We start from the raw sequence: 14,988 nt of genomic DNA on the forward strand, positions 1-14,988 counted from the left end.
CAAACATCACCGAAACTGGACATTGACATGAGAACTGTAATTGCCGCCCTTGGCCTTGTAGCCCTTTCGAGCTCTGCTTTCGCTGCCTCCTGCGAGAAAAACTTCACCGTTTCCGGTGTTCCAATGGTGACGGCCGTTTCTTATAAATCCTGGCGGGAGTTGCCGAAAGCAAAAGCATCAACGGTTCTCCAGAAGCTCGCTCAGGCCGTGGCAGCGGAGGGTTTCTCCGGTATCCAGGTTAACAAAGCTCTCTCATCGGTTGATGCGCACCAGGAGACGACCGGCAGCGGGAGAATTCAAACCCTTCGCGTCGTTGCACGTCAGAAAGGCGCCGGCGTGCGGATTGACGTTATGTTCAATATTCAAGCAGGTCAGATCACCGACAAGAACATCGTTCGCAAGGGCATCTGCAACATTATCAGCGGCGCCTAATAAAACTCGGCAGCGCAGGGTGGATCCCTGTCGCTCCGCGGAGATCGTCTCTTGATAAAAGACGATCTCTTCGAGAAGCCGCCATTCGATGTCTAAAGCGGGGTCACATCGCTCTTTCTTCTAAAGGGCTTTGGGCAGCTTCAGAAAAAATCGTGTGACGCATCACGTTCTCTCAACACGTCGTGAAACCTTTAAAGCGATCATCCGTTAAGCGCCCATGACCGACACTGACGCAGGACCGAAACCGGTCGATGGTGCCGACCAGAATGGTACCGAAACCGCATCCGCGAAGGATGCTCACGATATCGATGATCCCCTCCCGCCAGAGGAGATGCAACCTGTTTTGGGCTTGACGCCTGAGGAGGCGGAGGAAGCACGCAGGAGATATCTGCTGAAGCGCTTCTGGATCAGCGCGCGAGGTTTCTGGAGCCGTCGCGGCGATCGGCTGGCATGGCCTTTCTCGCTTGGGCTCTTAGCCATGATCGGCATAAATGTCGGCTTCCAGTACGGCATTAATGTCTGGAATCGCGGGATTTTTGATGCGATCGAGAAACGGGACGCATCGACCGTCTATTTTCTCGGCTCCGTCTTTCCGCCGCTCGTTTTGGGAAGCGTCTTTATCGTCACCTCACAAGTTTATGTCAGGATGCGTATTCAGCGACGCTGGCGCTCCTGGCTAACAAAGTCGCTCGTTGGGAGATGGATCGCAAATGGCCGCTACTATCAGCTCAACCTGATCGATGGCGACCACCAGAATCCAGAGGCGAGGCTCTCGGAAGATATGCGGATTGCCACCGAGGCGCCCGTGGATTTCATTTCCGGTGTCATCGCGGCCTTTGTGTCTGCCTCCACCTTTATCGTTGTTCTGTGGACAATCGGCGGCGCTCTGACGGTCTCGATCGGGGGTGTCTGGATCACGATCCCCGGCTTTCTCGTCGTCGCAGCCGTGATCTATGCGGTTATCACGTCCAGTTCCATCGCCTTCATTGCCCGAAACTTCGTCAAGGTTTCCGAAGTCAAGAACCAGGTCGAGGCGGAATTCCGCTACACGCTCACGCGCGTCAGGGAAAATGGGGAGAGCATCGCCCTGCTCGGCGGCGAAGAGGAGGAGCGAAGCGATCTCGACAAGAGGTTTGGCAATGTCCGGCGGCAGTGGCGACTGATGGCGCAGCAATATATGCGCACCACGGTTGTGTCGAATGGATCAATGTTGATTGCCCCTGTCGTACCCGTTCTGCTCTGTGCGCCGAAGTTTCTTGACGGAAGCATGTCGCTTGGCGAGGTGATGCAGTCTGCGTCCGCCTTCACCATCGTCCAGTCCGCATTTGGCTGGCTGGTCGACAATTACCCTCGTCTGGCCGACTGGAATGCCTGCGCGCGGCGCGTCGCCTCCCTGATGATGTCGCTCAACGGCCTCGAGCGGGCCGAAAAGAGCGATACTCTCGGTCGGATCGTGCGCGGTGAAACGGAAGGCGAAACAGTGCTCAGCCTTAAGGATGTTTCCGTTTCGCTGGGTGACGGAACGGCTGTCGTCAAAGAGACGGATGTCGAAATCGGCGCAGGCGAGAGAGTATTGGTCGCGGGGGAATCCGGATCCGGCAAGAGCACGCTGGTTCGGGCCATCTCCGGCCTATGGCCGTGGGGTGGAGGCAGCGTGAATTTCCGCGCCGGCAGCCGATTATTCATGCTTCCGCAACGGTCTTACATTCCCGCGGGTACGCTACGTCGGGCGGTCTGCTATCCGCAAGCGGCCGAGAGCTGGACATCTGAAGAGATCGGGGCCGCGCTCGACAAGGTCGGCCTCGGCCAGCTCAAGGGCAGGATCGAAGATGAGGCACCATGGGACCAGACGTTGTCGGGCGGCGAAAAACAAAGGCTGACCTTCGCGCGCCTGTTGCTGAACGCCCCCGACATTATCGTCATGGACGAGGCGACGGCAGCGCTTGATGAAAAAAGTCAGGACAAGATGATGCAGACGGTGATCGACGAGCTTCCCGACGCCACCATCATAAGCGTGGCGCACCGTCCCGAACTGGAAGCATTTCATAGCCGCAAGATCACACTGGAACGCCGGGAAGGCGGCGCAAAGCTTGTGAGCGATATCGATCTCATCCCCCGCAAGGCAAGGGCAGGCTCCCTGCTGCGCCGAATGGTCAAGCGAAAGTGAAGCCTTAGCCGGGACCTTGATCACACGTTACGAACCCGTTTGAGATATGGGGAGGCGCGACGATGAGATTGCCAGAGGCAACGCCGTCACCACTACCGGCACGATCAGTGCCGACCATGCTGCCCCATAGCCAAAATGGTCGACCAGAAGACCGAATATGTAGGGCCCGATTGCCATGACCCCCAGACAAATCGTCGAAGCGAAGGCGATCGTCGATGCTATCGAACCTTTCGGAGCGCTTTCCGCGATTTCCAGGAGGTAAAGCGGAAACCATCCGATGCCGAATATCCCCAGGATGACAAGCACGAACAGGATCACTGCTGATGGAGTGCTGACGGGCAGAACCGCCAGGATTGCGGCAGCGCCTGCGGCAATGATGGATACGCGGCCGAATGATTGACCGCGGAGACCGGACCGGAAGCGATCGCTGATCCACGGCAGCAGAATGCGGCCCGGAATGCCCGCAAGCTGGGTTGCAGCGAACATCGAGGATGCGACAAAGAGCCCAAGCCCCAGTCCGTCCGCCATGAACCCGATGACGTGCGCCGTCAGCGTAAATTGAAACGCCGACATGGCAATGCCAAGCCGTAATACGGGCCAGAAACTATGATTCTGACCGACGATGCGGACGAGTTTTGCCAGAGGAAGCGGCCGTTCGGTTTTCGCAGCCACATCGCTTCCCTCGCGATAAAGTCCCCAGAAGAGTGCAGCACCCGCTCCGGAAACACCGGCACAGAGCCATGCAGCTGCATGCCACCCGTAACGAACCGCCATGAAGGGAAGGAGAGCGGCTGCGATCATCGTTCCGAGGGGAACCGCGGCCTGCCGAAACCCTGTCGCGATGCCGCGTTTGGCGGGTGGGAACCAGCGCATGATCGCCCGCGTGCCGCCCGGTTGGACGGCTGCATAAGTGCCGCCGAGAAAAGCGATGCAAACGAGCAGCGCCGGCAGGCTGTTTGCGAATGCCGCAGCGCATGCCATCGCGATCGCCATGCCGAGCATGGCAATGCCGACGATGCGGCGTTCGCCATGAATGTCGATGGCTCGGCCGAGCGTGAACATGGTCACGATCTGGATAGCGTTCATGACGGTCACTGCAAGTGATGCGGATGCGAGAGAAACGCCGAATGCTTCCCGCCAGAAGGGCACGAGAATGTAGATCCCCTGCGATACGAACGAGCCGGCGGTCTGCGTGCCGACTGCCACGACAAGCACGGCCCAGATCCTGGGATCGGTGACGGAAACGGGTGCAGGCGGAGTCGAAGAAATCTGTGACGACACGGAAAAGCTCCTATCAAGAGTTTTCGTGCAATAGCCTTCCCGAAGAGCCGACAGAATTAAGGGCTTGCACATTTCAGTGATAACAGTTTGTTATGCAAACCATGCGCTCATTGGATCCCGCGGCCGTCGAGGCTTTTCTTCTTGTTGCCGAATTGCAGTCGTTCACGCAGGTTGCCGGCGTGATGAATACGACACAGGCCGCCATATCCCTGCGCCTGCGTCGGCTCGAAGAGATGTTGGGGCATCGTCTGGTGGAGCGGACACCGCGCCGGGTCCGATTGACGGCTGCGGGCGAACGTTTTCTGGAGCCTGCGCGAGCCTATGTCGCTGCCGGCCGTCGCGCGAGCGATGTCTTTGGACAGGAGCCGACGCGTCTGGCGATCGGGGTCACGCATCATTTGATCGGAGCCGACCTGCCGCGGATCCTTCGCGTGATCAGCGAACTGGAGACGAGCGTTACGCTTCACCTTCGCACTGCCGGCACAAGAACACTGCTTGAACTCTACGATGCCGGAGAACTCGACGCGATCGTCGTGTTGCGGCATGACGATATCCGAAGAGATTGCGAACCTCTGTTTCAGGAAAGCTTTGGCTGGTACTGCAGCGCGGACTTCGATCTGCCTTCGAATGGCCCGGTGCCGCTGGTGCTGCAGCCGGAGCCCTGCAATCTGCGCGCCATGGCCCTTCGGGCGCTGGATGGCGCGGACATTGCCTGGCGCGAGGCGTTCGTCGGAACCGGGGCAACGGCGGTGGGAGCGGCTGCCGAAGCCGGGATCGGCATCGCGCTTCTGGCGCGAAGTGCCGCTCCCGCTGGTGTGCGGGAGGTGAGGGGCCGCTTGCCGCTCCTTCCACAACTCGATGTCGTGATGATTTCCGCGGTGACGGGTGACCGTGCGAATTCCGCTCTCGGACGGACCACACGAGCATTTCGATCATCCTGAGGCCGCGGGCGGCCAAGGTATTTCGCCTGCGACTGCCGCGATCACTATACGCGCTTTGCCGTTGGCTCATTCGTAGGCCACTTGTCGATGCGTATTTAAGCGACTACCAATATATTTTTGCGAATACATCGGCGATCATCGGTGCAAGGTTGATTTGTCAGTGCTGCCAAATTTTCGCGGGCGGCTTGATCTCAGGTCGAAACGGGATGGTCGCGTTAAACCTCGAAGTGGCGCTTGTTTTCTGATCACGAACATGTGCTCCGAGGGCTGTAACTTCCTCGGCTTCGCCCTCGTAAATACTCTGAGACTGGCTCAACGGGAGGATCGAGCAATGGTGAATAGACGAGAGCTTCTCAAAGGCGCAGCATTCGTAGCGATTGGACTTCAGCTCGGTGGTGGGCGGGCGTTTGCCGCGAATGGTTCTTTTCCCATAACGTTGACCGATGAGGAATGGCGTAAACGCCTCACCCCGGATCAATATGAGGTTTTGCGGAAAGAGGGCACGGAATATCCGGGATCCAGCCCATTGCTGCATGAAAAGCGCCGCGGCAACTTCGCCTGTGCGGGTTGCGATCAGGAGGCGTTTTCCTCGACCACCAAATTCGAAAGCGGAACCGGGTGGCCCAGCTTCTGGGCCCCACTGGAAAACGCGGTTGGCACCACGCAGGACGCCTCTCTTGGAATGGTGCGAACGGAGGTCCATTGCGCGCGTTGCGGCGGCCATCTCGGTCACGTTTTCGATGATGGTCCCAAGCCCACGGGCCTTCGCTATTGCCTGAACGGCGTGGCGCTGAATTTCCATCCGGCGTCGGCCTGACCGACAGGGAATATTGCGATGTTACTCTTTCTTCTCGCCTATGTCGGCGGTGTGCTGACGATCGTCAGCCCCTGCATCCTGCCGGTTTTGCCGTTTGTTTTTGCGCGCGCCGGCCGCCCGTTCATGACCAGCATTCTTCCCATGCTGGTTGGCATGGCGGCGACCTTTGCCGGTGTGGCGACGCTCGCCGCAGTTGGGGGTGGCTGGGCGGTCGAAGCCAATGAATATGGACGGATGGCCGCCATCACCCTGCTGGCGGTCTTTGGCCTATTCCTGCTGTTCCCGTCATTGTCGGAGCGTCTGACGCGGCCGCTGGTGGCGCTGGGCGCGAGACTTTCGCAATCAGCAGACCGGGAAACAAGTCGCGGCTCGGCGATTGTCGGATCGTTGATCCTTGGTGTTGCCACTGGCCTCCTCTGGGCCCCCTGCGCAGGACCGGTTCTCGGCCTCATTCTCACCGGAGCGGCACTGCAGGGCGCCAATGTCGGAACCTCGGTTCTGTTGCTTGCCTACGCGCTTGGCGCGGCGACATCTTTGATGCTTGCGCTTTTGATCGGCGGACGGGTTTTCCAGGCAATGAAACGTTCGATCGGGGCGGGGGAATGGATCCGGCGTGGTCTGGGCGTTGCCGTGCTTGTCGCGGTCGCCGCAATCGGGCTCGGCCTTGATACCGGCTTCCTGACGCAGGCGTCGCTTGCCAGCACATCCGTGCTCGAACAGAAACTGATTGACGGATTGGGCGGCAGGCCCGGCCAGGATATGGCCGAAGGCGGCGCGATGAAGCCGTCGACGGTTATGCCGAAGGATGCCGCGCAGAATGGCACGATGCAAGGCGGCGCGATGCAGGGCAATCCTGCCATGCAGGCAAACAGCCCGGCAATGATGTCCGGCAATCCGGCCGCGATGAGCGGCTCGAACGCGATGATGCAGGGCAAGCCGTCGACATCCACCGCAGAACAGCTTCCGGTAGAAGAAACCGTTCCGTCGCTTGCGGGCGCAGTTGAATGGCTGAACTCGCAACCTCTCAGCATGGAGCAGTTGAAGGGCAAGGTCGTGCTTGTCGACTTCTGGACCTATTCCTGCATCAACTGCCTGCGGGCAATCCCCTATGTCCGCGCCTGGGCCGAGAAATACAAGGATCAGGGACTTGTCGTGATCGGCGTGCATGCGCCGGAATTCGCTTTTGAAAAGCGCATCGACAATGTCAAAAAGGCAATTGCCGATCTCGACATCGGTTACCCCGTGGCCGTCGATAATGATTATGCGATCTGGCGGGCATTCAATAATCAATATTGGCCGGCGCATTACTTCATCGACGCAAAGGGGCAAGTCCGTTACCATCATTTCGGTGAGGGAGACTATGACCGGTCGGAGCGCGTCATCCAGCAGCTTCTCGCAGAAGCGGGAAAGACGGATGTCGGCTCGGATATCGTTGCCGTCAATGCGGGCGGTGCGCAGGCGGCCTCCGACACGGCCGACGTGCAATCGCCGGAAACCTATGTCGGTTACGAACGGGCGCAGAACTTCATCGGTGCAGGCGGTATCGTCAACGACGAGGCCCATGCCTATATCGAGGAAAAGCCCCGGCGCAACGAATGGGGCCTGACGGGCAACTGGACCGTCGGCGCCGAACATGCGGCGCTGAATACCAGCGGTGGCGGCATCTATTATCGGTTTCGGGCTCGGGACCTGCATCTGGTTCTTGGTCCGGGTGCAGACGGCAAGCCGGTTCGCTTCCAGGTCACGATTGATGGCAAACCGCCGCGTGGCGATCATGGCATGGATATCGACGCTGAAGGAAACGGCACCATTACCGAACAGCGCCTTTATCAACTCGTCCGCCAGAACGGTCCGGTCGAGGATCACACATTCGCAATCCGCTTTCTGGACGCTGGTCCCGAAGCCTATGCATTCACCTTCGGTTGAGAGGAAAAGGTCATGAGACGCATGTTTGCCTGGAAAGCGGTAACGGCCAGGCTGGCCATCGGATCCGCGATAATATTGGCAGGTCTGAATGTCGCATCGGCACAGGAAGGCATAGCCCTTCCGGCGCCTGCGGCAGATGTTTCCCCAGGTACTGCAGCCACCGAAACGGCGGTCTTTGCAGGCGGCTGTTTCTGGGGCGTGCAGGGCGTCTTCCAGCATGTGAGCGGCGTCAAAAACGCTGTCTCCGGTTATGCGGGTGGCGCAAAGCAGACGGCGAATTACGAGTCGGTCGGTAGCGGCAAGACCGGCCATGCGGAGGCGGTGAAGGTAACCTACGATCCGAAGCAGGTGACCTATGGCCATCTGCTGCAGATCTATTTTTCCGTGGCCCACGATCCGACCGAACTGAACCGGCAGGGGCCCGATATCGGCACGCAATATCGCTCCGCCATCTTTCCCGAAAACGAGGATCAGGGCCGTGTCGCGAAAGCTTACATCGCCCAGCTCAACAAGGCACGTCTTTACGACGCGGCGATCGTGACGACCATCGAGCCCGGCCATGCATTTTATCCCGCCGAGGCCTACCACCAGGATTTCCTGACGAACAATCCGACCTATCCTTACATCGTCTATAACGACCTGCCGAAGCTCGAAAACCTGCGCAAGCTGTTTGCAAGGGATTTTCGCGAGAAGCCCGTGCTGGTCGCCAAGAACGGTATTTGATATCAGCCGTCAGCCGGGACGATTTGAGGAAGGTGACAGACATGTTTGAAGCGGCGTCGATCGACATTGCCGACAAGACCGGGTTTTACCGCGCGCTCGCCCAGCAGCTGCAAGGTTTGTTAGAGGGAGAGACGGACATGATCGCCAATGCCGCCAACATGTCGGCGCTGATCTATCAGACGATGCCTGACCTCAATTGGGCGGGCGTCTACCTGTTGAAGGGCGACCAATTGGTTCTCGGACCGTTCCAGGGCAAACCTGCTTGTGTTCGCATCCCCGTCGGCCGTGGCGTTTGCGGCGCCGCCGTCGAGCGGAAGTCATCAATCCTGGTTGAGGATGTCCACGCCTTCCTTGGCCACATCGCTTGTGACGCAGCCTCGCGCTCGGAACTGGTCGTCCCGATTTTTCGAGGTAGTGAGACGATCGGCGTCATCGATCTCGATAGCCCGCTGCCTTCACGGTTTGATGCTGACGATCAGGCCGGCATGGAACGACTGGCGGAAATCTTCGCAGGCTCATTCTAGGTTTGCGGTTGCAGCCGGTGCTTTTTGGTCGGCTGCAAGGAGAGACAGCGGTTTGCAGGAGGTGGTTCTGAAACGATCCGGCCCTCAAGCCAGCTGATCTTCCATGCCAAGAAAGCTCGTCGGCGTCATATTCGTAACCTGCCGAAAAGCGTGCGAGAACGAGGCGGTACTGGAAAAGCCGAATTCGGCGGCGACGTCAGCGATCGCGTTTCCTCTCGCAAGGCGATCCATGGCCTGCACGATACGGGCCCGTTGTCGCCAGGCTTTAAACGTCAGACCTGTCTCTGACGGAAACAACCGGCTTAGGGTCCTAACGGATGTCGCGGCCCTCGAAGCCAGTTCCTCGATACTCAATCTGTTTTTGTGGTCGTCGAGAGCCATGTTGGCGACACGTATCCCGATCGTACTCGTTGGCAGCGGCAGGAATGTGGGTGCATGGGCGGTCGACATCAGTTCGTGCAGCATCAGCCTTGCGATGAGTTCGGCCCTTTCATTTTCGATATCGGCTGCGAAAGCCGCGTCGAGCAGAGATTGCATGAGCGGGGTGACACGCAGGGCGAATGTGTGGTCAAGAGGCAAAGGCGGCGCCCATGCCTGCGCCGCCGATGGCTCCCAGTGAACCATCCATAATTCGGCGTCCGTCAAGACATCGACGCGATGGGGAACGCGGGCCGGAATCCAGACAGCGAGCTGGGAGGGCACCAACCACCGGCCCTCTTCGGTATGGACCCGCACCATGCCGGAAGCGGCAAAGGTTAGCTGCGCCTCGTCATGGGCATGGATCGGCAAGCCGCCGCCACGCTGCTTGAAACCTCGTTGGAACGTAAATGGACGTTCGGGCATGATTGGCATCTCCGCGATGTGGATTGGCGACACATCGACAAGGCGTTTGAGTAGCATGGGAGATGTCGATGGTCGAGGGATCATCGGAACCCGAACGAACATGAGTGAAGATATGAAATCAGTAGTCATTAACGAATATGGCGACAATGCCGTGCTCACATTGGCGGACATTGAACGTCCGGAGCCGGGAGCCGGCGAGGTGCTGGTCAAGGTCCATGCGGCGGGCGTAAATCCCATCGACTGGAAGATCCGCAGCGGTGCCGGCCAGCGCATGGGTATGACCCTGCCGATCCATCTTGGCGGCGAGATCGCGGGCATTGTCGAAAAGCTTGGGCCGGGCGTCAGCGAATTCAATCCGGGCGACGGTGTTTACGGTATCATCAAGGCTGGAGGGTTTGCGGAATATGCGATCGCCAAGGTGATGGATATTGCCCACAAACCATCCAATCTGGGCTTCCTCGAAACGGCTGCGGTACCGCTCGGAGCCCTGACGGCATGGCAGGCGATGTTCGACGTGGCCGGGCTTTCAAGCGGCCAGCGGCTGCTTGTCACCAACAGTGCGGGCGGTGTCGGTTCTCTTGCGGTTCAGCTTGCCAAGGCGAGGGGTGTGCATGTTACCGCAATGGCGTCCAGCCGGAACGAGGCCTACGTCCGCAGCCTGGGCGCGGACGAGTTTATCGACTACACGAAGCAGCCCTTCGAGCTGGTCGCTGACGGCATGGACGTCGTGTTCGACACAGTCGGGGGCGACACTTTCAAGCGGGCATTTGCTGTTCTCAAAGAGGGCGGCTTCCTGGTAACGGCCGTCGCCTTTCCCACGGAAGAGGACAAGCAGCGTGGCATCCGCGTCGCGCGCGTGCAGTGCAAGCCCGATGTGGACCAGCTCGCATTCATCCGCAAACTGGTTGAAGAAGAGAAGGTGAAGCCCTGTGTAGCGACCGTTCTGCCGCTTGCCAGCATTAAGGAGGCGCTGGAATTGTCCGAAGGTGGGCGGACCCGCGGCAAGATCGTTCTGCAAATCGGCGGATAAGAAGAAGGCAGCCGGTCGCAGATGTGGGACATAGGCTACGGCTTCTCGTTACCAGCGCGGCACCTGCCTTTCATAGGCTGGATCGAAGAGCTTCATATAGGCTGTATCATCCCGCTCTTTCATCGCGGTCTGATCATAAAGAGCCGCGAGTTCAGCGAGTTTCCGCCGGTCGAGCGTAACGCCAAGTCCCGGCCCTTCGGGTACATCCAGGCGACCGCCACGGAACGTGAATGGCGTGCCCTCGATCACGTCGACGCCGGTCCAGGGGTAATGTGTGTCGCAGTCGAAGCTCAGGTTCGGCGTTGCGGCGGCCACATGGATCATTGCCGCAAGGGTGATGCCGAGATGCGAGTTGGAATGCATGGAGACGCCGAGCCCCAGTGTCTCGCAGATCTTTCCGAGATGGGTCGAGGCGCGCAGCCCGCCCCAGTAATGGTGATCCGACAGCACGATCTGCACCGCGTTTTTGCGGAAGGCAGCGGCGATCTGGTCGAATTCCAGAACGATCATGTTCGTGGCGAGCGGGATCGACGTCGCGGCTGCGACCTGCGCCATCTGGTCCATGCCGATGACCGGATCCTCGAGATATTCGAGAATGTTTTCGAGCTTGCTGGCGATGTAGATCGCAGTTTCCACGGTCCAGCCGCCATTGGGATCGATCCGCAGCGGATGATTGGGAAAGGCTTCCCGAAGCTTCAGCATGGTCTCGATTTCGAGATCGGGATGCAGCACGCCTCCCTTCAGCTTCAGCGACTGGAAGCCGTATGTATCGACCATCCTGCGGGCTTCGCCAACCATCTGATCGGGTGTTAGAACCTCTCCCCATTCATCCGGGGTTTCCCCCATATGGGCCGCGAATTTGAAAAACAGATAGGCACTGAAGGGAACGCTGGCGCGGACCGCACCGCCAAGCAGGTCTGAGACCGGCCGCCCGAGAAGCTTGCCCTGAATGTCGAGGCAGGGGACTTCGAAGGCCGAGGCGACCACGTCCGTCAGCTTGTGATCGGCCACCGCCGATTTGGCATTGATGCCGCCGCTGCCGGGCAATGCGGTGAGGACGCGCGATTTTAGCTCGTGAAGATGAAACGGATCGAGCCCGATCAGAGCGGGGGCTGCGCGTCGCAACCCATCCAGCGCCTTGATGCTTCCGTAACTTTCCCCGAGGCCGACCGTGCCGTCGTCACCTATGACCTCGATGACGGTGCGCAGCGCGTGGGGCTGATGCACGCCTTTACAGTTCAGCAGCGGCCTGTCGGGAATAGCGACCGGCGTGAGATGAATTTCGGCTATGCGCATCAAAAAGCTCCTTGTCGCCACCAGCCGCGCGCAGCCTTCAGCGCATCGTCCAGCGGGGGCAGTTCGGGACGCCAGTGGCGCTCCCATTCCAGACTGAGGGGGATTTGTCGTTCATCCGACTGTAAAATCGAAAGCAGTTGCGCCATGGGAAAATCACCATGGCCCGGCAAAACGTAGCGTCGTCGGCCATCGCTGTCCGTGGTGCTGTCCTTGACGTGCAGATGCGCGACATTTTGTGCGATATGCTGCCAAAGGGTTTTGAGATCGCTGCCTTTGGCCCAGGTGTGGTGGGTGTCCCACAAAATCCTGGCTGCCGGCACGCGCGTGACGAAGGCGAGAAGCTGCTCGAGGTCCGCCAGCGCGTCGTGTGTCTCGATCATCAGGTCGACATTCAGCCCGCGTGATTGTCGCAGCGCCCGCCAGTCGTCCAACAGGCGCGCTGCCTGTGTCATCTCGTCCAGTCCCACCTGTTTGCCGCCGTCGAAGATGCGCAGATAGGAAATGTCTGCCGCTTCCGCCCAGTCGATGAAGGGCTCGACGGCGGAAAGATCGGTGCTGCCGAACAGCCGAATGGACGTGTTGAGAGCGGCGACCTTGAGACCGCGTTCGGCCAGAAAGGCTGCAAATCTGGAAGGAGTGGCAAACTCGGCCGTGAGCGCCGGGATCAGGTCGACCGTACCGGACAGCGTGCGCAACTCCACATGCGCGATGCCGTGTCGCTGTGCCAGATCGGCGGTTTCATGCAGACTGAGTTCGGAGCAGCCAAGCGTTGAAAAACAATAATCGAAAGCGCTCATGCCATGCGCTCCATATCCCGTTTATGGACTGGGTGAAGTGGGGCAAGCCCCGCGACGAAACGTTCGATCTCGGTAATGGCGAGATCCGAAAGTGCCCGCAATTCATTGCCCAGCGCCCCGGCAATGTGGGGGGTGAGCACGACATTGGGCAAATCGTAGAACGGGCTATCCGTCGGCAAGGGTTCCGGCTCCGGCGTATCGATCAGAATACGCAGCCGTCCGGAAAGCGCCTCGGCGAACAATGCGTCGTGATCGACCAGCCAGCCGCGTGCCGTGTTGATGAAGATTGCATGATCGGCCATCAGCGCCAGTTCGCGGGCGCCAATCATGTGACGGGTTTCGGGCAGGATCGGCGCGTGCAGGGAGACCACATCGGACCAGGCGAGAAGCTTGTCGAGCTCCATTTTCGTAGCACCAAGTGCGGCCGCGTCCCCCGCCGAAAGAAAGGGGTCGTAGACGGCGATCTCGAATTTTCCGCGCGCCAGCATCTCCATGACCAGCCGGCCAATCCTTGATGCGCCGACAATGCCGACTTTGCGCGAATAATTGCCGAGATAGGGCAGGCTCATCCCACGCCTGCTGCCAAAACCGCCCGTGCCGCGCTCTGCCCGATGTTCGTCTCGCAGACGAAACACATCCTTGCCGCACATGATGATTGCCGCATAGGTAAATTCGGCAACCGGAACGGCCATGGCGGATGCCGCCGTGGTGATGAGGATATCGGATGTGTCCCAGAATTCGGCGGGTGCGACGGTGCGCACCGAGGATGCGGCATAGGCAACCATCCTGAGCTTTGGCGCACGGGCGAGGCGCGCGCGCGTCAGGGACGGCGTGCCCCAGGCGGCCAGCAGAATATCCGCCTCGGCCAGCGCCTCGGCGCCCGCTTCCGTGTCGAAATCCGTATAGGGGAAATCGGGGATAATGTCGGTTACGGCATTCAACCGTGCCCATTCGCGCGAACCGAAAAAACCTTCGGGAAGCTCGTTGCGCATGGCGATCAACAGCCGTGGCTTGTCTTGATATTGTCTCATGGGCGCACCGGACTTGAAAGGGGGCGAAGCTCGATACGGGTGACGTCGATTTCGATCGGTCGAGAACCGGGCCGCAGGATCACATCGAGAAAAAGCTCGGGAGGGGCTTCACCTGCCCTGAGTTTCAGGGAGGGAGTTCTAAGCGCGCCGCTCCATTGGGTGGCTGGGAAAGGAAAAAATGTGCCGTCCTCTCCACGGAAAGGCGCAAGTGCGACTGCCTCCTGCCCTTCGGCTGCAGCATCTTTCAGGCGGAGCGATATTCCGAGCACGTCGCTATGCGCCGGCACCTCTACATCGCATATGGCCTCCACCCAGGAGCCTGTGCCCGGATGGACAAGCTGCCCGCCGAGACGGTGGCTCTGCTCACGCATTTCCGTGACTGTCAGGGCTGAAAAATCCGATGCCAGATTGCCGGCTGGATTGTTCACCTTGTCAAAACGATCGTCTCTCGCAAGGATACGGGCTGGCGCACGCGGCACGATCGTCTGCAGATAGTTCGCAAGCAGCTTTCCGACAGCAAAGGCGCCGGTCACCGCAAAATGGGTGCCGTCGTCCGAATAACCCGGATAGGGCTCGCCGAATTCACCTTCGGGATCGACCCAAGCCGAGTTCCAGTCGAAGACATGGCAATTGGCGTGATCTGCGGCAAATTCGATGCTTTGCCGGTTGATCCAATGCGCCTTTGCCCGCTCCGCACCGCCAGCCGGCCATTTCCCGATGCCACGGGCGAGGATCGGAAGCAGGATGACGGTCTTGCCCGCGTCGAGCAGAACCGAAACGATCCGCGCCCGGGTATCGGCAATCGTCTGGCGTGTTTCCACCAGCATGTCGTTGGTGCCGGCATCGACGATGATCAGGTCGAAATCCGATTGCAGCAGTCGCGGCAGCCGCCGTTCGATCTCGATTGCCTTCTGGCCGGAAACCCCGAAATTGAGGCCGGAAAAGAACCGGCTGACACCCGGCCGATTGCTCGGCTCCCAGCCGGGCGGCACGCCTGGATCGTGGTGGACAGGGCAGCAAAGCCTGCCATGCGACAGGACCTCGGCCCAGCTCATCCAGCCGCGTGCCGATGTGGCAAGCGAGGTTGCGTCGCCAATATGGTTCTGCTGGACGAGCGAAGTGCCGAGAACGGCAATCCGGCTCGCCCTTGGTAACGATACGGACATGGTTTTCACCAGGA

At 59.6% G+C, this 14,988-nt stretch carries 14 protein-coding genes; 8 read left to right on the forward strand and 6 right to left on the reverse strand.

Annotation, left to right across the window (positions count from 1 at the left end; translation table 11 throughout):
* The first annotated feature begins 27 nt into the window (after positions 1-27).
* The gene (locus JZY08_RS21380) at positions 28-432 is read left to right on the forward strand and encodes a hypothetical protein (RefSeq protein ID WP_216331634.1); all 405 of its coding nucleotides are present in this window, start codon (positions 28-30) and stop codon (positions 430-432) included.
* A 217-nt stretch (positions 433-649) separates the two neighbouring features.
* Positions 650-2,599 carry an ABC transporter ATP-binding protein/permease gene (locus tag JZY08_RS21385; protein ID WP_216331635.1) on the forward strand — a complete coding sequence of 650 codons (1,950 nt, stop codon included), beginning with the start codon at positions 650-652 and terminating at the stop codon, positions 2,597-2,599.
* Positions 2,600-2,626: 27 nt separating this feature from the next.
* Here the strand turns inward: JZY08_RS21385 and JZY08_RS21390 are convergent, their stop codons facing one another.
* Positions 2,627-3,880: an MFS transporter gene (locus JZY08_RS21390; protein WP_216331636.1), complete on the reverse strand. Its 1,254-nt coding sequence runs from the start codon at positions 3,878-3,880 to the stop codon at positions 2,627-2,629.
* A 92-nt stretch (positions 3,881-3,972) separates the two neighbouring features.
* Here JZY08_RS21390 and JZY08_RS21395 point away from each other — a divergent pair, with 92 nt between their 5' ends.
* The 5 genes from JZY08_RS21395 to JZY08_RS21415 all read left to right on the forward strand — a co-directional run bounded on the left by JZY08_RS21395 (position 3,973) and on the right by JZY08_RS21415 (position 8,811).
* Positions 3,973-4,821, forward strand: coding sequence for a LysR family transcriptional regulator (locus JZY08_RS21395; RefSeq protein ID WP_216331637.1), 849 nt, complete (start codon positions 3,973-3,975; stop codon positions 4,819-4,821).
* 331 nt (positions 4,822-5,152) lie between these two features.
* On the forward strand, positions 5,153-5,638 hold the full coding sequence (gene msrB, locus JZY08_RS21400) for a peptide-methionine (R)-S-oxide reductase MsrB (protein WP_216331638.1): 486 nt from the start codon (positions 5,153-5,155) through the stop codon (positions 5,636-5,638).
* Between the two features lie 18 nt (positions 5,639-5,656).
* Entirely contained in the window at positions 5,657-7,564 is a 1,908-nt protein-coding gene (locus tag JZY08_RS21405; protein WP_216331639.1) for a cytochrome c biogenesis protein DipZ, read from the forward strand.
* Between the two features lie 12 nt (positions 7,565-7,576).
* Entirely contained in the window at positions 7,577-8,287 is a 711-nt protein-coding gene (msrA, locus tag JZY08_RS21410) for a peptide-methionine (S)-S-oxide reductase MsrA (RefSeq protein ID WP_199777871.1), read from the forward strand.
* 41 nt (positions 8,288-8,328) lie between these two features.
* Positions 8,329-8,811: a GAF domain-containing protein gene (locus JZY08_RS21415; RefSeq protein ID WP_216331640.1), complete on the forward strand. Its 483-nt coding sequence runs from the start codon at positions 8,329-8,331 to the stop codon at positions 8,809-8,811.
* 84 nt (positions 8,812-8,895) lie between these two features.
* Here JZY08_RS21415 and JZY08_RS21420 read toward each other — a convergent pair whose 3' ends face one another.
* Positions 8,896-9,654: a helix-turn-helix transcriptional regulator gene (locus JZY08_RS21420; protein WP_216331641.1), complete on the reverse strand. Its 759-nt coding sequence runs from the start codon at positions 9,652-9,654 to the stop codon at positions 8,896-8,898.
* A 112-nt stretch (positions 9,655-9,766) separates the two neighbouring features.
* Here JZY08_RS21420 and JZY08_RS21425 point away from each other — a divergent pair, with 112 nt between their 5' ends.
* Complete coding sequence (locus tag JZY08_RS21425; protein ID WP_216331642.1) at positions 9,767-10,684, forward strand: NADP-dependent oxidoreductase; 918 nt, start codon at positions 9,767-9,769, stop codon at positions 10,682-10,684.
* 48 nt (positions 10,685-10,732) lie between these two features.
* On the opposite strand, the gene JZY08_RS21430 is transcribed toward JZY08_RS21425, so the two are convergent.
* From JZY08_RS21430 to JZY08_RS21445, 4 genes are read right to left on the reverse strand one after another with little or no spacing between them, the layout of a single operon-like run.
* Entirely contained in the window at positions 10,733-11,980 is a 1,248-nt protein-coding gene (locus JZY08_RS21430; protein ID WP_216331643.1) for a glucarate dehydratase family protein, read from the reverse strand.
* A complete protein-coding gene (locus tag JZY08_RS21435; RefSeq protein WP_216331644.1) occupies positions 11,980-12,777 on the reverse strand; it encodes a TIM barrel protein in 798 nt (265 codons plus the stop codon). Before JZY08_RS21435 ends, JZY08_RS21430 begins: the two co-directional genes overlap by 1 nt.
* Positions 12,774-13,808: a hydroxyacid dehydrogenase gene (locus tag JZY08_RS21440; RefSeq protein ID WP_216331645.1), complete on the reverse strand. Its 1,035-nt coding sequence runs from the start codon at positions 13,806-13,808 to the stop codon at positions 12,774-12,776. The genes JZY08_RS21435 and JZY08_RS21440 overlap by 4 nt, the downstream gene beginning before the upstream one ends.
* Positions 13,805-14,974 (reverse strand): SGNH/GDSL hydrolase family protein, encoded by a 1,170-nt coding sequence (locus JZY08_RS21445; protein WP_216331646.1) that lies wholly within the window; start codon positions 14,972-14,974, stop codon positions 13,805-13,807. Before JZY08_RS21445 ends, JZY08_RS21440 begins: the two co-directional genes overlap by 4 nt.
* Positions 14,975-14,988: the final 14 nt, after the last annotated feature.

This window comes from Rhizobium sp. X9, assembly GCF_018873185.1.
GTDB classification, from domain to species: domain Bacteria; phylum Pseudomonadota; class Alphaproteobacteria; order Rhizobiales; family Rhizobiaceae; genus Agrobacterium; species Agrobacterium oryzihabitans.